The following is a 16,820-nucleotide window of genomic DNA, read 5'->3' as shown; positions in this document are numbered from 1 at the left end:
GACTTCCTAGAATCGACGCTCATCCCCTCGACGCCATGACTGACTTCCCTGCCGCCGAACCCCTGGCGGCCCCTCCCGCGCCGGCACTGCCGGACACCTGCGACACCCTCATCATCGGCGCCGGCCCTGCCGGCAGCGCCTGCGCCCGCTGGCTGGCCCAGGCCGGCCGCCAGGTGCTGCTCGTGGACCAGCACCCCCTCGGCCGGGACAAGACCTGCGGTGACGGCCTGATCCCCGATGCCCACCACGCCCTGCAGCGCCTCGGCGTGCTGGAGGCCGTGATGGCCCGCGCCGAGCGCGTGAACCATGTGGGCTGCATCGGCCCGCGCGGCGGACGCATCGACGTGCCCGGCAGTCTGGCCGTGCTGCCACGCCAGGTGCTCGACGAACTGCTGGCCCGCCACGCGATCGCCGCCGGCGCGCGCTTCGAGCAGGCCCGCTTCGAGCGGCCGCTGCAGGACGCCGACGGCCGCGTCTGCGGCGCCGTGCTGCGCCAGGGCGACACCGAACGTGAGGTCCGCGCCCGCTGGGTCATCCTGGCCACCGGCGCGGTGCCCAAGGCGCTGGCCGCGGCCGGCGTGTGCGAGCGCCACACCCCCAGCGGCGTCGCGCTGCGCGGCTATGTGCAGGCGCCGGCGATGGTCGGGCGCATCCAGGCCATGGAGGTGGTCTGGGACCGCTCCGTCCAGCCCGGCTATGGCTGGATCTTCCCGGCGCCCGGCGGGCACTTCAACATCGGCGTCGGCGTCACGGACAGCCACCGCGACCTCGCCGGCAAGGGCCGCAAGAAGGACGTCAACCTGCGCGCCATCTTCGACGCCTTCTGCCAGCACTACGCGCCGGCCGCGGAACTCATGCGCCAGGGCCGCCTGGTGGGCGATCTCAAGGGCGCCCCGCTGCGCTGCACGCTCAAGGGCGCCCGCTGGACGCGGCCCGGGCTGCTCGTCACCGGCGAGGCGGCGGGCAGCACCTACTCCTTCACCGGCGAGGGCATCGGCAAGGCCATGGAGACCGGCCTCCTCGCCGCCGAGGCCCTGCTCGCCCACGGCAGCGACGACAGCGCCGCGCGCGGGCACTACGAAGCCGCCCTGCACGCCTTGCAGCCCCGCTTCCAACTCTACGAGCGCGCCAACCGGATCAACGCCGCCCCGTGGATCGCCGACCTCCTGATCTGGCGCGCCAGCCGCAGCCCGCGCCTGCTGCAGCGCATGGGCGGCGTGCTGAACGAGACCAGCAACCCGGGCAATCTGCTGAGCCTCAAGGGCATCGGCCGCCTCTTCTTCGAATGAGCAAGGAACCGCCATGTGCCAGCTGTTGGGCATGAACTGCAATGTGCCGACCGACGTGATGTTCAGCTTCACCGGCCTGGCCACCCGCGCCGAGGAGCACAAGGACGGCTTCGGCATCGCCTTCTTCGAGGGCCGCGGCCTGCGCCATTTCGTGGACCACCACAGCGCGCGGGTCTCGCCGCTGGCCGGCTTCATCCGGCACTACCCGATCCAGAGCGACAACGTCATCGCCCACATCCGCAAGGCCACGCAGGGTCAGGTCATGCTGGAGAACACCCACCCCTTCGTGCGCGAGCTGTGGGGCCGCTACTGGGTCTTCGCGCACAACGGCAACCTCAAGGACTTCCACCCGCCCCTGCACGCCGCCTTCCGGCCGGTGGGCGACACCGACAGCGAGCGCGCCTTCTGCTGGCTCATGCAGGAGCTGGCCAAGGCGCACTGCACCGTGCCCAGCATCGAGGAGCTGAGCCTCACGCTGGCCGAGCTGATGCCCCGCCTGAACGCCTACGGCACGTTCAACATGCTGCTGTCCAACGGACAGGCGCTGTGGGCGCATGGCTCCACGAAGCTGCACTACCTGCTGCGCCAGCACCCCTTCGGTCGCGTGCACCTGCAGGACGAGGACCTGAGCCTGGACCTCTCGCAGCACACCTCGCCGCTGGACCGCGCCGCCATCATTGCCACCGAGCCGCTCACGCGTGACGAGCCCTGGGTGGCTTTCCAGCCCGGGGAGCTGAAGGTCTTCGTGGGTGGCGCACTGGCTGCCTGAGCCGGGCCCAGCCGCCACGCAATCGCCACGCAATCGCCCCTCGGGCCCATCCGCCCGTGCCGGCTGCCATTCGCCGCATCGCGGGTCCATGAGCGGACGGCGCCGGAGATACTGCTGCCATGACGCCGAACGCCCCTGACCTGACCCTGTCCTGGCATGCCGCCCTGCGCCGTGATGCGACGCAGGCGCTCGGGCGCATCGCGCGCAACGAGAACGGCATCTGGCGCAACTCCCAGTTCCTCGGCGCCGTCTTCGGCGGCGCCTGCGGCGGCATGGGCCTGTTCGCCGGCGTGATCCAGTCCCGGGGCGCGCTGTGGGAGGCCGCGCTCGCCGCCTTCGCCTTCGGTTGCGGCTTCCTGGGGCTGCTGGGCCTGGCCTGGCTGCGGCCCCTGTGGTTCTCCGGGCGGCCCGCTGTGGCGCTCAGCGCCATCTGCGGCTTTGGCGCCGCGCTCGTGGGGATGACGACCGGCCTGCGCAAGGTCCCCGTCGACAAGACCCTGCCCTGGTCGCAGCAGATGGACGGTCTCGTGAACGCCGCCAAGGTCGGCATGCCGATGCCGCTGATCCTGGTCTTCACGATCCTGCTGGTGCTGATCCTCACCGCCAGCCAGCGGCGCGAGCACATGGCGCGTGACCTGGCCCTGGCCCAGAGCCGCGCGGAGCAGGAGCAGGCCCGGCGCGAGGCCAGCGAGGCCCGGCTGCGGCTGCTGCAGGCCCAGATCCAGCCCCATTTCATCTTCAACACGCTCGCCGCCGTGCAGCACTGGGTGGACACCGGCGATGCCCGCGCCAGCCCGCTGCTGCGCCAGCTGAGCACCTTCCTGCGCGGCTCGGCCGAGCTGATGCTGCAGCCCGAGGTGCGCCTGGCCGACGAGCTGCAGCTGGTGCAGTCCTACCTGGGCGTGATGCAGGCCCGCTGGGGCGAACGCCTGCGCTACGCCCTGGACATCGACCCGGCCTGCGCCGCGGCGGCGAGCCTGCCGCCGGGCATCGTGCTGAGCCTCGTCGAGAACGCCCTGGAGCACGGCATCGCACCGACGCTCGATGGCGCCGAGCTGCACCTGCGCCTGACGGCACGCCCGGCGGGCGGCTGGCAGCTGCTGATCGAGGACAGCGGCGTCGGGCTCACCGAAGGCTGGCAGGAGGGCCTCGGCCTCTCCAACAGCCGGGCGCGTCTGCAGGGCGTCTTCGGCAGCCGCGCCTCGCTGGACCTCACCCCGCGCGCGGACGGCCCCGGCACCCGCGTGTGCCTCCAGCTGGAGCGTGCGCAATGAGCCTGCGCGGGCTTGGGGCGCGCCTGCGCCAGTTCTGGCGCGAGGTGGACTGGCGCGTCGCGCTCTTGCTCGGCCCGCGGCACCGCTTCACGCCCGCCCAGTGGACGCGGCTGGATGCCCTGCCGCCCATGTCCGCGAGCATCACGGCGGCCGTCTGGCTGAACATCCTCGCGTCGGGCGCCTTCTGCGTGATCGCGATGCGGCAGTTCTTCAGCGTCACGAGCGCGGCGGAGCTGCTGGTCGTGTTCCTGGTCAGCCAGGCCATCGGCATCCTGCAGCTGCTGATGCTGCGCAGCCTCTGGCGGCGCCCGACGATGACGCGCCTGTACCTCCTGTTCGGCCTCTACGCCGCCGTGTGGGGCGCCTCGGCCGAGGGCATGCACGTCTGGCAGCTGCATGCCGGCACCGCCAGGGAGCCGGCCCGGTTCATGCTCACCACGCTGATGCTGGGCATGATGCTGGGCGCCCTGGCCCTGTGGATCATGGCCTGCTGGCGCAACGAATACTGCGATCAATGGCTGCGCGAGCAGGACCGGCAGGCCGAGGCCCTGGAGCTCGCCCGCCGCCTGGCCACCGCGCAGATCCAGCCGCACTTCCTCTTCAACTCGCTCGCGGCGCTGCAGCACTGGGTGCAGCACAAGGACGACCGCGCGGCCCCGCTGCTGGGCTCGCTCACGGGCTATCTGCGCGCCACGCTGCCGCTCTTCGAGCGCGACCTGCTCAGCGTCGCCGAGGAAGCCGAGGCCGCGCGGCGCTACCTGGAGGTGATGCAGGCCCGCCTCGGCGAGCGCCTGCGCTTCCGCCTGGACATCGCGCCCGATGCCGCCCAGGCCCTGCTGCCGCCGGGCGTGCTCCTGACGCTGGTGGAGAACGCCGTCGAGCATGGCGTGCAGCCCCGGATCGATGGCGGCGAGATCTGCATCCGGGCCCGCCAGGACGCACAGGGCGGCCTGTGCCTGCAGGTGCTGGACGACGGCGACGGCCCGGTGCCAGGTCTTGACTTCGACCAGCCCACACCCGGCGCCACGCGCCAGGGCGGCCTTGGCCTGCGCAACACGCTGCTGCGCCTGCGCCAGGCCTTCGGCGAGCGCGCGAGCCTGCAGCTGCGCCCCTTGGAGCCGGGCGGATGCGCCGCCGAAGTGCGCATCCAGCCGGCCTGAACAATGACGAACGCCAGGAGAGAGGCCCCATGAACACGACCATCCGCACCCTCATCGCCGACGACGAGGAAGGCCCGCGCGAGCAGCTGCGCGCCGCCCTGCAGCGCCTCTGGCCCGAGCTCGACATCGTGGCCGCCAGCCGCCATGGCGTCGATGCCTGGGACGACTTCCTCGCGCACGAGCCGCAGGTCTGCTTCCTCGACATCAACATGCCCGGCCTCACCGGCATCGAGGTCGCGCGCCGCATGGGCGCCACCGCCCGCCCGCCGCACGTCGTCTTCGTGACGGCCTACGGTGACCATGCCCTCGCCGCCTTCGATGCCGGCGCGGTCGACTACGTCATGAAGCCCGTCGAGGACGCCCGCCTCGTCCAGGCCATCGAGCGCCTCAAGGCCCGCCAGCAGCAGCCCGCGCCGGACCTCCAGGCCTTGCTCAAGCAGCTGCTGCCCCTGGCCGCCACCCCGCCCAAGCCGCGCCTCATCCAGGCCTCGCTCGGCCGCGAGGTGAAGATGATCGACCCGCAGGACGTGATCTATTTCGAGAGCGACAACCGCTACACCCGCGTCGTCTACGACGGCGGCGAGGCCCTGATCCGCACGCCGCTCAAGGAGCTGCTCGCCTCGCTCGACGCCGAGCTCTTCTGGCAGGTCCACCGCTCCGTGCTCGTCAACAGCCGCTGCATCGCCAGCGCCGTGCGCCTGGACGAGAACACCATGCAGCTCACGCTCAAGGGGCGGGACGAGAAGCTGCCGGTGTCACGGCAGTTCCAGGGCTTGTTCAAGGGGCAGTGAGGGCGAGGGCGGGCGCGGCACGGGTGGATCGCAGTGCGCACGAAACCTGTCAGAGATGACAGGGGGCCTGGGAATCGGACATCCCTTTTGATCATTAGGATGGCGACCCTCCCCACGGCCGGCGGGCTGCGGGGTCTCATCGACAGACCATGATCGCCATGAAGATTGCCTTGCCTTGCCTTAATCCTCAGCCTCCAGAGCGCTAGCACGTACGCCGCTGACGTGCAGCCCGCGAGCGTCTTCCCCGATTTGCCATATACAACGCAGCGATTCTTCAAGCCTGCTGCCAACGACAAGTCGAGCCGGCCGACAGGCGGCAGGACAGCCTTGCGATACAACCCCATCTGTACCAGTACAGACCTGCCCTGCAACGGGGAACCCAGTGACTACTACAACAGCATGGGGGGCTGGGAGTTGGTGCTCGACACCGTCGTGGAACTGGAGCGGGTCGAGGTGTTTGGCCGCTCTGCATCGCAGAACGCCGTCTGCATTGGCTCTGCCTGCCGCGAGTACATGGCGGACCTTAAGACCATCTATGAGAGCTCGAGCGGGTCGGTGAAGACCGCTCTTTGGGGCCTGATTCGGAACCCAAAGCACTTGGAGCAGTGCGTTCCGCTGGGTCGGAACCTAGTGCCACCCTACAGCAGCCTGGACAGCGAAGCTGCGGTAGCAGGCATCGCCAAGTCATTCTTCTTGAACAGTGGCATCCAGACAGTTGTCGGTGACCAGTTCGATACTCGCCAAGCCAATGGCGTTGTCGTCCGATACAAAGTCACCCTGATCACCTACGCATATGGCATCGGGAATGTGTCGTTTGTGGGCTCCGTACCCGTGGGAGATGCCAGTAGCAAGTGCCGTTGACGCAGCCCCTGTGCCCTATGCCTCCACACCTCCACATGTTTGCTCGTCGTTCAATGCAAGTCTGCCTGGCATCGCTTTTCATGGCGTTGCTGGCGCTCGGGGTGGTCTGGCTGCGGGCTGCACCCGAAGGCGCCACCCCAAGCCCAGAAGCGAAAGAGCCGTCTCCGGCGGCCCTCGCCTCCGTGCCGTCGCGCCTGTCCAGCGGGCTCAGCGCCAGTCGCGCTGTGATGCCTCACGAGGCTCCCAGCGCTCCGCTCTCGACGTATGCCCTCATCATCCAATCACAGGCGGACCGCAATCCGGTCGTCCGGGCCCAAGCGCGAGGGCTCGTCAGAGCATGTAGAGGTGCCGTGGTAGCGCTGTTTGACGCCCACCGGAAGCATCAAAGTGAGATCGACCTTCGGACGGCCTTGGACAGTCGCACCGCCTTGCCGCGGCTTCCAGAGGAAGCAGGCGTCCAGCATGAGCAACGCCAGCGTGCCCGTGAACTGATACTCGCGCACTGCAGTTCGGTGGCTCATGATGAGCAAGCGCTGAACCACCCTGCGGTCAGCGAACTCGACGCGGCTTGGCACCTGGAATTCAAGGAAGCCTTGCGCATCCAGCTCCAGGCCCAGGATTTCCACGGCGCGGTTTTCCAGGTGCTCATGGGCCGCAAGTCGGCGGTGGCCTACTTCGAAGGGCTCCCGTGGGGAGGCGCAAGCCCGGAGGGCTATGCGCGTGCTCTCTACTACGCGATGGCGCTGGATCCCAGGCCCAGTACTCAGACCTCGATTCAACTGAGCATGGCAGGCAATTGCCTGGAATCGGGCATGTGCGACTTTGACCTGGAGGCCATGCCGCTGTTCCGAGACCCCAATACACCAGCCATCCGTGCACAGGCTCACGCCCTGGCCCCTCGCATCTTTTCGGCCATGAAGGAGGGGCGTGTGGAAGCGTTCCTTTCCCCTGCTGCGCCTGCCCCCTGACTCAGCGGCAGCCCCGGCTTCTGCTGGGTCTCCCGTACCCGATGAACGCAGATCGGGCGAGCCGTCGACCAGTCGCTGGCAACCCAGAATGAAGCGATCCAGGGTGCAGGGACGAGAACACCCTGCCACCCACGCCGCCGATCCCTCCGCTGATGCCCCGCCTCCGTCCAGCCTCTGCATTGAAAGTCACGGCCCTCGGTGCGCTCCTGGGCCTGCTGGCCTTTGGGCTCTGGTGGCGCCAGGCACCTCGGATCGAACCCTGGCCGGCAGGCGGCGAAGTGACGGTACCGCCGCCTCGTGCGGCGAATCCTCGACCCGCCGCGGCACGGGCGGCCGGCACCTCTGCCCCGCTGCCACTGCCGGCGCCCGTCGATGCGCCCCCGGAAACGTCCGCCTACGCGATCGTCCTTGCCGGGGTCGCGAAGCAGACGCCCCAGGCGCTCGCCAAGGCCCGGATGCTGGGCAGTCTTTGCGTGGGAAGCTATGGCCTCCTGCTCACGCCGCCCGGGGACTGGCGCAGCACCGCGGCAGGCGTGCGGGGCCCACTGCCTGCATTGCCCGGCGAGACGCCGCAGATCAGCGCGCAGCGGCAGCAGGCGCTGGAGCTTCTGCACCGGCACTGCGATCCCGTGATGCAGGACGCGGATGCCATGAACCGCGACGAGGTGCGACTCCCTCTCCGCTCCCAGCCCCCCCATTTCGTGAAGGACCTGCAAGCGCAGCTTGCGGCCCGGAGCTACCTGGAGATCGGCACGACGCTGATCAGCGGACGAGCGACGCCGATCGCCTACTTCGACGGCGCGCCCTGGGGTGGCGTCGGCCCGGAGGCGTTCGTGCTGGCCGTCCACCTCGCGACGTGGATGGACCCCCAGCCCGTCGGCCGGATGGCGGCACAGCTGGACGTCGCCATCCATTGCCTCCGGCACGGCCGCTGCACGGCAGACGAGGTCACCCTGCATGCGCTGGGCGACGACACCCGCCCCTCGCCCGAGACCCTGGCCCGGGCCCGCGCCCTGGCACCCCGCCTCTTCGCGGCGATGCAGGCCGGGCGTGTGGATCCCTTCCTCCCCCCGAGTGCGCCGAAGCCATGACAACGCGAGCTATCCGATGGTGGCGACGGGCCCTGCTGGCAGGCCTCGCGCTGCTCGGCGTCGGCCTGGGGCTGCACGTGTGGATGACCCAGGCCCCGGCGTCCGCGGGTTCGTCGACGCCTGCTGCAGCGACGGCAGCCCCCACCCTCTCGCCGGTCCCATGGAGGGCCGCGCTGCCGGCAGCCTCCGCCGCCTCGCCAGGTCCAGTGGGCACCTCGGCCTCCTGGGCCCGGTGGAGCGAGACCATGAGGCGCCTTCGGGATGTGCCGCCATCGCTGCTGATCCACCGTGCCGCCCTCACGCGGGCGCCTGAGGACTTCTTCGCCGCCCAGGTGCAGCTGCGCCGCTGCCTCGACCAAGGGGTGACACAGGCCATGGTGGCTCACGTCGCCCCGACAGCCTCCGAGCAGATGAAGCAATCGATCCGCCAGCTCGAAGCACTCTGCGGGCAGCGAGGCGATCGCGGGCAACTCGCCTATGTCGCCCAAACCTGGCGTCCTGACTCGCCCCCACGAATGGCCTACGAGGCCCAGCAGCGCAATGACGTGGCCGGACTGGTCGACTATGTGCGTTCGACGGGCTCCGCGGACTTCGCTGCGCAGGTGCTGCCGGGCTACATCACCGCCGATTTCCTGGAGGCGCGCGGCCTCCTGCCGCCCCTGACCCCCGAGCCCGCCGACCGGCTGGGTCTGGACGAGCATCTCGACCTCGCCGGCGTGAGCCATCTGCGGGACCAGTTCGCGGTATCCAGGATCGTCGCGATCTGGTCCTGTCGCCGCCTGGGCACCTGCGTGGAGGAGGCGCAGCTGGACTACGCTTGCCATGCACTCGACCTGTGCGTCGATGATTGGCGAGACTTTCCCGAGAAGAAGGTCTTCAACCGAAGCCCGGTGGATCCCAATGGCAGTCCCAGCTTCTTCTGGGTCTCCCGCACCCGCTGGGCGCAGATTGAGCGAGCCGTCGCGCAGTTGCTGGGTGAGCTGAAATGAGCCTGCCCGCGCGCTTCATCCGTCGGCACCTCGGAGCCTGCTGACATGCGACGTCTTCATCCCCTGCTCACGACCGCCGCGCTACTGGCACTGCTGCTGATCCTGGGCTGCTGGAGGGCCTGGGCGCCGGATGTGCCGCCGGTGGCGCAAGCGTCACACAAGGCCCCTCCCGCTTCGCCGGCGCGGACCGCCGATCGGCCGCAGTCCTCGACGGCACCCCGTCGGCAGGACCCCCCCTCGCGCGCCAGCGCAGCCGCCTCCGGGCACAGCCTGCCCACCGCCTACACCCTCGTCCTCGACGGCCTCACCCGGCAGACCCCGCAGGCGCTGGCCACCGCCCGGCGGCTGCGAACCCTCTGCATGGCCGGCTACGGCGTGCTCTACCGGGAGCTGAGCGGCCCTGCCGAGGACACGATGGCCGCGCTGACCGCGCTGACCGGCCCGCTGCGCCCGTTGCCCGATGAAACGCCTGAGGTGAGCCAACAGCGACAGAACGCGCTGGAAACAGTCCAGCGGCAGTGCAGCGCCCTGGTGCGCGACCCACAGGTCATGAACCGCCACGAGATCCGCTTCGTGCCCAAGGCCAGCCCGTCCGGCTTCGCGGCGGAACTGCAGATGTACCTGAGCGCACAGGACTTTCATGGCGCCGGCATGACGATCCTGACGGGGGCGAGAAGCACGCCCATCGCCTTCTTCGACGGTCTGCCCTGGGGCGGCACCTCGCCGGAGACCTTTGCGCTGGCCGTGCACTTCGCCATGGGGATGGACCCGCGCCCCGAGGGGCGGCTGGCGGTCGCGCTGGACCAGGCCGCCCAGTGCCTCCAGGACGGTTACTGCACCGAGCAGGAGATCGCCCTGCACGCGCTGGGCGCGGACACCCGCCCCTCGCCCGAGACCCTGGCCCGGGCCCGCGCGCTGGCGCCCCGCCTTTTCGCGGCGATGCAGGCCGGGTGGGTGGAGCCCTTCCTCGCGCCCTGGGACTCGCGTCCCTAGCGGGCGGCGACGCTCCACCGCCCCAACTTCCCGAGTGCTCGCCCGGGTTCGCCCCCACCCCTCGGGCCCCGGCGGCCCCGTAGCATGACGCCCTGCCTCCACAAGACGCATGCCATGGCCGCCGCCCTCCCGATCCCGGACTTCAGTCAGTTCCTCCGCTACCAGCCCCTCACCGAACTGCTGCAGGCCTATGCCGCGGCGCGCCCGCAGCTCGTCTCGATGCGCTCGATCGGGCAGAGCCACGAGGGCCGCGAGATCTGGCTGCTGGCCGTCACGAACGCGGCCACGGGCCCCGACACCGACAAGCCCGCGCTCTGGCTGGACGGCAACATCCACGCCGCGGAGCTGACGGCCTCGACGACCTGCGTCTACTACCTGCATCAGCTGCTGAGCCAGCACGGCCAGGACAGCGAGGAGGGACGGCGCGTGAGCGCGCTGCTGGACAGCCGCGTGGTCTACCTCGTGCCCCGCCTGAACCCCGACGGTGCCGAGCTGGCGCTGGCGGACCGGCCGCGCCACATCCGCTCCTCCACGCGCCGCTACCCGCATGACGAGGACCCGGTGGATGGCCTCACGATGGAGGACGTCGACGGCGACGGCCGCATCCTGACCATGCGCGTGCCCGACCCGCACGGCGGCTACAAGAAGCACCCCGACGACCCGCGCCTGATGGTGGCGCGCGAGCCCGGCGAGTTCGGCGGCGAGTACTACCGCCTCATGCCCGAGGGCTTCATCCAGCACTACGACGGCCTGCAGATCAAGGTCAACGGCGACGTCGAAGGGCTGGACCTCAACCGCAACTTCCCCGGCGGCTGGCGGCAGGAGCACGAGCAGGGCGGCGCCGGCCCCTACCCGGCCAGCGAGCCCGAGGTGCGGGCGATGGTGGACTTCATCGTGAAGCACCCCAACATCGGCGCGGCCATCAGCTTCCACACCTACAGCGGCGTGATCCTGCGCCCCATGGGCAGCTGCAGCGACGACGACATGGCGCCCGAGGACCTCTGGCTCATCAAGCAGTTCTCGGCGCTCGGCGAGAAGCACACCGGCTATCCGGCCGTGAGCATCTGGCACGACTTCAAGTACCACCCCAAGGACAGCATCAGCGGCACGCAGGAATGGCTCTACGAGCACCTCGGCGCGCTCTTCTGGGTGGTGGAGCTGTGGAACCCGAACCAGGAGGCCGGTATCAGCGGCTACAAGTGGATCGACTGGTTCCGCGAGCACCCGGTGGAGGATGACCTCAAGCTGCTCCAGTGGAGCGACGAGCACTGCGGCGGCCAGGCCCATGTCGACTGGACGCCCTTCCAGCACCCGCAGCTGGGCGCCGTAGAGATCGGCGGCTGGGACAAGATGAACTACTGGCGCAACCCGCCGCCCGCGCTGCGCGAGCGCGAGGCCGCGCGCTTCCCGGCGTGGCTCACGCAGATCGGCCTGTCGCTGCCGCGGCTGGAACTGTTGCGAGCCGAGGTACGTGCCCTGGGCGCCGACACCTGGCGCGTGCGCCTGGCCGTCGCCAACACGGGCTACCTGAGCGCCGCCGTGACCGCCCGCGCCAAGGAGCGCGAGGTGGTGCGCGGCGTGATGTTCGAGATCGAGCTGCCGGCCGACGGCAGCGGCAGCCTCGTCACCGGCAAGTCGCGCATGGAAGGCCCGCACCTGGCCGGCCACGCCCCGCAGGCGACGCAGCTGAGCTTCCTGCCGACCGACGAGATCACCGGCGACCGCGCCGTCGCGGAATGGATCGTCCGCGCGCCGCATGGCACGCGGCTCTCGCTGTCGGCCCGCACGGAGCGCGCGGGCGTGGTGCGGACCGAGGTGACGCTGGACTGAGCGGGCCTGGGGCGGGCTGCCATCCGGCCGGGCGGCCCGGCCGGCGCCGCACAGCGCACAAGACCTGTCAGAAGTGCCAGGCCAACCGGCTGAACGCAGGCGAAGCACCCTCCTAGAATCCGCGGCCTCCGTGATCCAGCGCCATGGAGAGATCACCGCGACATGGCTGCGCTCGGCCCTGTCGGTCCCTGCAATGTCCACCACCCAGGCCGGCTCATGGAACGCGTTCGACACGCCCTTGTCCGACATTCGCGACGCCTGACCGGCGTCCTGGGCATCGCGGGCCTGGTGCTGCTCGTCGGCATCGCCGGTCCGCGCCTTCTCGACCGCACACCGGCCCCGATCGCGCCCATGCCTCAGGCGCCAGAAGCCCCCGCGAAGCCGCCTGCCGTCCCAGCCCCTGCCCCTGTCCCGCAGGTCGAGCGCCGCGACGCGACACCGATGGCACCGCCAGCGGCCTCCTCGACGCCCGAGATCGGCGCCGAGGGCTATGCCCCGCGGATCCAGCACGCGCTGGACCAAGGCAGCGCCACCGACGCGTTCCAGGCCGCGCAGGACATCTCGCGCTGCCGGGACATCGATCGCCACGTGAAGGGCGTGTTCGCCGCCCGCGACGCCGACCAGGACCCCCGACGCGCGGCAGGCTGGCTCAAGACCATCGACTGGGTGCAGACGGAGCAGCGCCGCTGCCAGACAGTGACCCCCGCCGTCAGCGCGCTGAAGCGCCCCTTGCTCCTGAAGGCGGCGCAGAACGGCGCCCTGGGCGCGGCCGCCAGCTATGCCGCCGACCTGACGCTGCAGGAGCCGGTGCCCGCGGTGATCGTGGAGGCCCTGAAGCGCGATGCCGAGGCCGGCGACGCGCTGGCCCTGATGTCCTTGGCCGCGACGCCCGCACGCTGGGGCCTGGGTGAGGAGGACGCCGCCCTCTACCGCGAAGCCTGGCGGCAGACCGCCGCGAAGGACCCGCAGCGCCAGCAGGGCTTCGGGCAGATGCTGCAGGGCTTGCTCGGTTCGGAGCCTCCGATGAGCGCATCGCCGCGCGTGCAGGCCCTCGTGGAAGCGCAGCTGCGCCGCAAGCAGCAGGCCCCGCACTGAGCCCGGTCGGCCGCGCTCAGCGCAGCGCCGCGTTCAGCCGCTCGAGCCAGGCCGCCGGCACGGCCTTGTTGCAGTAGAGGTGCCGGGCCTGCGGCGGCGGGGCGTCGCTGAAGTGCAGCAGGTGCAGGGTCTGTGCCCGCTGGCCGTCCCGCTGCAGCTGGACCTGCACCTCCTCGGGGGAAGCCGGCATCCAGTCGGCATGGCCGGCCTGCAGCATGCGCAGGAGCTGGGTGACCTCGCCGGTGCCACGGGCCAGCTCGCCGGTGCGCATGGCGATCAGCGCGTCGAGCTCCGGGCCATAGGAATAGCCCTGCTTCACCAGCAGGCGGGCCGGGGATTCCATGGCCTCGCGCAGGCTCATGCCCTCGCGCAGGGGCGCATCGCGGCGAGCGAGCATGGCCAGGGGCTGACCGCGGTAGAGCGGCGCACTGAACTGGCCCTTGGCCTCACGCGCCGGGTTGCGGAACCAGCCGACGGCGCAGGCCAGATGCTGGCCGCTCTCCACCATCAGCAACTGGCGCACGGCGGGCGTCAGCACCCAGCGGTGCGGCACCCGGCTGTGCTCCAGCCCGCGCCGCAGCGGCTCGATCACCAGCCCCTCCGGCGGCTGCTTGCCGGGCTGGGGGGCGTAGTAGGGCGGGCGGTCCTGGAAGAGCACGTCGACGGGCGGCAGCGCGTCGCCGCTCGCGGCGGCGGACGCCGCGGGCTGGGCGGCACTCAGGCCCGCGCCGGCCAGCAGCGCGGCCGCCAGGACCAGGCGCCGCGCGACGCTCATTGCGGGGGCGCCTGGAGCCCCTGCTCCTCGGCGGCCTGCAGGGCGGCCCGCCAGATGCGCGCCGGCACGAAGGTGCGCAGCTGCTGCAGGGCTCGCTCAATGAGCTCGGGATGCAGCTCGTGGCCGATCTCGGGCAGCACGTCAGCCGTCACGTCGGCTCCGAGCGCCACCAGGCGCTTGGCGGCCTGGACCTGGTCCTGGTAGGGCAGCACGCCGTCCTGCTGGCCGTGCAGCAGGTGCACGGTGACCTCCTGCGGCGCATGCTCGGGCAGCGTGGCGTAGGCGCCGCCGAAGGCCATCACGCGGCCCGCCAGCTGCAGCTCGGCCTGCACCGCCTCCAGCGCCATCACGGCCCCTTGCGAGAAGCCGCCGAGCGCCACCTGCTGCCAGGGCAGCTCGAAGTGCTCGGTCCAGGCCCGCACCAGGGCGATGAAGTCCGGCAGGGCCTCGGCCACGCGGCGGGCGTGGTTCTCGTCATCGGCCCCTTCCAGCGAGTACCACTGCAGCCCGCTGCCACCGCCCGGCACGAGGTCATAGGGCTGCGGACCGGTCAGGGCCAGCACGGCCGCCTGCGGGTACTGGCCGCGCAGCGCGTGGGCCAGCGGCCGCATCTGCGTGGCGTCCGCCCCGGCGCCGTGGAAGAGCAGGAACAGCAGATTGGGCACGCCCTTGTCAGGCAGCAGGGCCAGGGCGTGGGAACGGTGGGGGGCGGTATCACTCATGCCCCGCATTGTGCGCGGCGGGGCCTGGGCCGCAAGTCCCCCGAATGAATCGCCCCATGACAGGCGCGACCTGAGACCCTGCCTCAGGCCCGGCGCAGGCGCAGCCAGAAGCGCACGCCGCCGTCCTCGTTGCGGGCCTCGATCTGGCCGTCCATCTTGGCCAGGTAGCTGCGGGCCACGAACAGGCCCTGGCCCCGGCGTTCGGGACCGGCATCGGGCGGCAGGTCGGAGACGCCGTACTCGAAGATGCGCGTGAGCCTGTCCGGCGCGATGGCCGGCCCGCGGTTGTGGATGCCCAGCCGCGCGAAGCCGTCCTCGGTCGCCAGCGTGAGCGTGATGGGCGTGCCCGCCTCGCGGTAGCGCTGGGCATTGCGCAGCACGTGCGTCACCACGTCCTCCAGCGCGTAGGCCTCGCCGCGCACCGGCAGCGGTGCCTCGGCCTCGCCCGCCAGCACGACCCCGTCGATGCCCGCATGCGGCGCGTTGGCCACCACCTCGCGGCAGAACTGCGCGAGGTCCAGCGTCTCCAGCTGCAGGTCCGCGGCCTCCAGCGCCTCGCTGGGGGACGCCGTGCCGTAGAGCACCCGCACGGCCTGCTGCATGCGCTGCACGTAGCGGTGGCTGGGGTCGTCCGCGCCGCCATGCAACACCATCAGGGACTGCAGCGGCGACATGATCTCGTGCCCCACCGCATGCCACATCTCGCGCTCGCGCTCGGCCCGCAGCTGCTCGCGGCGCAGGCCGTCCTTCACGCGCTCCAGCAGCGCCTGCAGCGTGCCGGCCAGGATGCCCAGCTCGTCGCGCCCCTTGAGGTCCGCCACGTCCAGCTCGCCGATGCGCTGCTCCGCCCGCGGGTCCTGCATGTTGTAGGACACCGCCGCCGCGCGCCGGGTGAGCACGGTGATGCGCCGGATCAGGCCCAGCTCCACCAGCAGCCACGCGAAGGCGATGGCCGCGAGCATGGCCGCCACCAGCCACAGCAGGCTGCGCGCCTCGCGGGCGAGCTGGCGGTCGAGGCTGCGCAGGTCGCCCTGCAGCGTGAGGCGGTAGCGCCCGGCGGCGGTGATCACCTCGTCCTGGGCCTGCAGGCGCAGGCGCGCGTCGCCCACCGGCACGTCGACGGGCAGGCGCCGGATGAGGCGGCTCAGCCAGGGCAGCGGCGCATCGCCGATCTCGGCCCCGCGCCGCTCGGCGATGACCTGCGCGCGCTCGCCCAGGCGCTCGATCTGCAGCGTCTCCCCGGCCTGCAGGCCCGCCCCCAGGCGGTCGAGGGACAGCGCCACGGCGGCGCCGGCCCGGGTGCTGTCGAAGAGCCGCGGCGTGGCGCCGGCCTCGTCGGCCGGGCCGAGCAATTGCACGCGCAGCCGCAGCTGCTCGAGGTCATGGGGCGGCCAGGCCTGGGCGCCGCGCTCGAACAGCGCCGTCTTGAAGGCCTCCACCGGCAGGCGGACGGAGAACACCGTGCGCCGCGCGCAGGGCCCCTCGGCGTCGCCCTCCTTCGCGCAGGGCCCCTCGCGCCACAGCCAGCCGCGGAACTCCCGCTGCGGGCGGGCCTGGCGCTCGAGCGAGTCGGTGTCGGCCAGGAAGCCGGTGAGGCGGCCCCGCTGCTGGGCCGGGCCCTCGTCGGCGCGCGCCGCCTCGTAGGGCGCCGTCCAGACCGTGTGCTGGCCGCGGTAGTCCAGGCTCACCCGCAGGCGGTGCACGCCGGCGAGCGCCCCCTGGCCGATCTGGCGGGACTGCAGCGGCCCGGCATCCAGGCTGCCCACGAGATAGACGAAGCCGCCCGCGTAGGCATTGCTGCCCACCGCCGCGCACAGGCTCGCGCCGCCGGGCCAGCGCAGGCCGCAGCCGGCCATTTCCACCGCGCGCAGGGCCTTGTACTGGTCGTCGAAGTCGATGGCCGAGAAGGGCAGCAGCACGGGGGCCAGGCCTTGCCCGTCGCCCGGCCCGAGGCCCGGGTTGAGCAGTGCCAGCTGGCCCGCCGGATGGCGCAGCTGCAGCGTGATCTCGGCCAGCGACTGCCGGAAGCCCTGCTCGTAGCGCTGGTAGCTGCGCTGCTTCTGGTCCTGCAGCACCGTGAGCGCGAGGCCCAGCGTGGCGGCCACCAGCAGCGCGAAGGCCAGGTGCACCACCAGGCGGCGGCGGAAGGCCGCGAGGCCCAGGCGCGGCACGGGCAGGGCCGGGAGTTCGACCGGGCCGAGCTTCATCGGCCG

General features: G+C 71.4%; 15 protein-coding genes. 12 read left to right on the top strand and 3 right to left on the bottom strand.

The window, feature by feature from the left end; all coding sequences use genetic code 11:
• Positions 1-35 precede the first annotated feature (35 nt).
• The 12 genes from QRD43_RS04085 (at position 36) to QRD43_RS04030 (ending at position 13,110) form a co-directional block, all read left to right on the top strand.
• On the top strand, positions 36-1,289 hold the full coding sequence (locus tag QRD43_RS04085; protein ID WP_285981198.1) for a geranylgeranyl reductase family protein: 1,254 nt from the start codon (positions 36-38) through the stop codon (positions 1,287-1,289).
• 13 nt (positions 1,290-1,302) lie between these two features.
• Entirely contained in the window at positions 1,303-2,058 is a 756-nt protein-coding gene (locus QRD43_RS04080; protein WP_285981197.1) for a class II glutamine amidotransferase, read from the top strand.
• A 119-nt stretch (positions 2,059-2,177) separates the two neighbouring features.
• Complete coding sequence (locus tag QRD43_RS04075; RefSeq protein WP_285981196.1) at positions 2,178-3,332, top strand: sensor histidine kinase; 1,155 nt, start codon at positions 2,178-2,180, stop codon at positions 3,330-3,332.
• Complete coding sequence (locus QRD43_RS04070; protein WP_285981195.1) at positions 3,329-4,492, top strand: sensor histidine kinase; 1,164 nt, start codon at positions 3,329-3,331, stop codon at positions 4,490-4,492. Before QRD43_RS04075 ends, QRD43_RS04070 begins: the two co-directional genes overlap by 4 nt.
• 29 nt (positions 4,493-4,521) lie before the next feature.
• Entirely contained in the window at positions 4,522-5,283 is a 762-nt protein-coding gene (locus QRD43_RS04065; protein ID WP_285981194.1) for a LytR/AlgR family response regulator transcription factor, read from the top strand.
• A 327-nt stretch (positions 5,284-5,610) separates the two neighbouring features.
• Entirely contained in the window at positions 5,611-6,144 is a 534-nt protein-coding gene (locus tag QRD43_RS04060; protein ID WP_285981193.1) for a hypothetical protein, read from the top strand.
• A gap of 35 nt (positions 6,145-6,179) precedes the next feature.
• On the top strand, positions 6,180-7,112 hold the full coding sequence (locus tag QRD43_RS04055) for a hypothetical protein (protein WP_285981192.1): 933 nt from the start codon (positions 6,180-6,182) through the stop codon (positions 7,110-7,112).
• A gap of 455 nt (positions 7,113-7,567) precedes the next feature.
• On the top strand, positions 7,568-8,203 hold the full coding sequence (locus tag QRD43_RS04050) for a hypothetical protein (protein WP_285981191.1): 636 nt from the start codon (positions 7,568-7,570) through the stop codon (positions 8,201-8,203).
• Between the two features lie 245 nt (positions 8,204-8,448).
• Positions 8,449-9,192, top strand: coding sequence for a hypothetical protein (locus QRD43_RS04045; RefSeq protein WP_285981190.1), 744 nt, complete (start codon positions 8,449-8,451; stop codon positions 9,190-9,192).
• A 45-nt stretch (positions 9,193-9,237) separates the two neighbouring features.
• A complete protein-coding gene (locus QRD43_RS04040; protein ID WP_285981189.1) occupies positions 9,238-10,185 on the top strand; it encodes a hypothetical protein in 948 nt (315 codons plus the stop codon).
• Positions 10,186-10,299: 114 nt separating this feature from the next.
• Complete coding sequence (locus tag QRD43_RS04035; RefSeq protein ID WP_285981188.1) at positions 10,300-12,015, top strand: M14 family metallopeptidase; 1,716 nt, start codon at positions 10,300-10,302, stop codon at positions 12,013-12,015.
• A 216-nt stretch (positions 12,016-12,231) separates the two neighbouring features.
• Positions 12,232-13,110: a hypothetical protein gene (locus QRD43_RS04030; protein ID WP_285981187.1), complete on the top strand. Its 879-nt coding sequence runs from the start codon at positions 12,232-12,234 to the stop codon at positions 13,108-13,110.
• A gap of 16 nt (positions 13,111-13,126) precedes the next feature.
• Here the strand turns inward: QRD43_RS04030 and QRD43_RS04025 are convergent, their stop codons facing one another.
• The 3 genes from QRD43_RS04025 to QRD43_RS04015 form a co-directional block, all read right to left on the bottom strand.
• Positions 13,127-13,885: a type 2 periplasmic-binding domain-containing protein gene (locus QRD43_RS04025; protein ID WP_285981186.1), complete on the bottom strand. Its 759-nt coding sequence runs from the start codon at positions 13,883-13,885 to the stop codon at positions 13,127-13,129.
• Positions 13,882-14,607, bottom strand: coding sequence for an esterase (gene ypfH, locus QRD43_RS04020; protein ID WP_285981185.1), 726 nt, complete (start codon positions 14,605-14,607; stop codon positions 13,882-13,884). Before ypfH ends, QRD43_RS04025 begins: the two co-directional genes overlap by 4 nt.
• 83 nt (positions 14,608-14,690) lie before the next feature.
• Positions 14,691-16,814 (bottom strand): sensor histidine kinase, encoded by a 2,124-nt coding sequence (locus QRD43_RS04015; RefSeq protein ID WP_285981184.1) that lies wholly within the window; start codon positions 16,812-16,814, stop codon positions 14,691-14,693.
• Positions 16,815-16,820: the final 6 nt, after the last annotated feature.

The sequence above is a fragment of the Roseateles subflavus genome, assembly GCF_030285365.1.
Lineage (GTDB): Bacteria > Pseudomonadota > Gammaproteobacteria > Burkholderiales > Burkholderiaceae_C > Roseateles_B > Roseateles_B subflavus.
The sequence above is the reverse complement of the archived record's forward strand: the minus strand, read 5'-3'. Positions and strand labels throughout refer to the sequence as shown.

Bases quoted from the DNA above. Each gene is read 5' to 3' on its own strand.
- QRD43_RS04050 (WP_285981191.1), top strand. From the start codon at position 7,568: ATGCTGGGCAGTCTTTGCGTGGGAAGCTATGGCCTCCTGCTCACGCCG.
- QRD43_RS04085 (WP_285981198.1), top strand. From the start codon at position 36: ATGACTGACTTCCCTGCCGCCGAACCCCTGGCGGCCCCTCCCGCGCCG.
- QRD43_RS04035 (WP_285981188.1), top strand. From the start codon at position 10,300: ATGGCCGCCGCCCTCCCGATCCCGGACTTCAGTCAGTTCCTCCGCTAC.
- QRD43_RS04015 (WP_285981184.1), bottom strand. From the start codon at position 16,814: ATGAAGCTCGGCCCGGTCGAACTCCCGGCCCTGCCCGTGCCGCGCCTG.
- QRD43_RS04065 (WP_285981194.1), top strand. From the start codon at position 4,522: ATGAACACGACCATCCGCACCCTCATCGCCGACGACGAGGAAGGCCCG.
- ypfH (WP_285981185.1), bottom strand. From the start codon at position 14,607: ATGAGTGATACCGCCCCCCACCGTTCCCACGCCCTGGCCCTGCTGCCT.
- QRD43_RS04030 (WP_285981187.1), top strand. From the start codon at position 12,232: ATGGAACGCGTTCGACACGCCCTTGTCCGACATTCGCGACGCCTGACC.
- QRD43_RS04040 (WP_285981189.1), top strand. From the start codon at position 9,238: ATGCGACGTCTTCATCCCCTGCTCACGACCGCCGCGCTACTGGCACTG.
- QRD43_RS04055 (WP_285981192.1), top strand. From the start codon at position 6,180: ATGTTTGCTCGTCGTTCAATGCAAGTCTGCCTGGCATCGCTTTTCATG.
- QRD43_RS04070 (WP_285981195.1), top strand. From the start codon at position 3,329: ATGAGCCTGCGCGGGCTTGGGGCGCGCCTGCGCCAGTTCTGGCGCGAG.
- QRD43_RS04025 (WP_285981186.1), bottom strand. From the start codon at position 13,885: ATGAGCGTCGCGCGGCGCCTGGTCCTGGCGGCCGCGCTGCTGGCCGGC.
- QRD43_RS04045 (WP_285981190.1), top strand. From the start codon at position 8,449: ATGAGGCGCCTTCGGGATGTGCCGCCATCGCTGCTGATCCACCGTGCC.
- QRD43_RS04080 (WP_285981197.1), top strand. From the start codon at position 1,303: ATGTGCCAGCTGTTGGGCATGAACTGCAATGTGCCGACCGACGTGATG.
- QRD43_RS04075 (WP_285981196.1), top strand. From the start codon at position 2,178: ATGACGCCGAACGCCCCTGACCTGACCCTGTCCTGGCATGCCGCCCTG.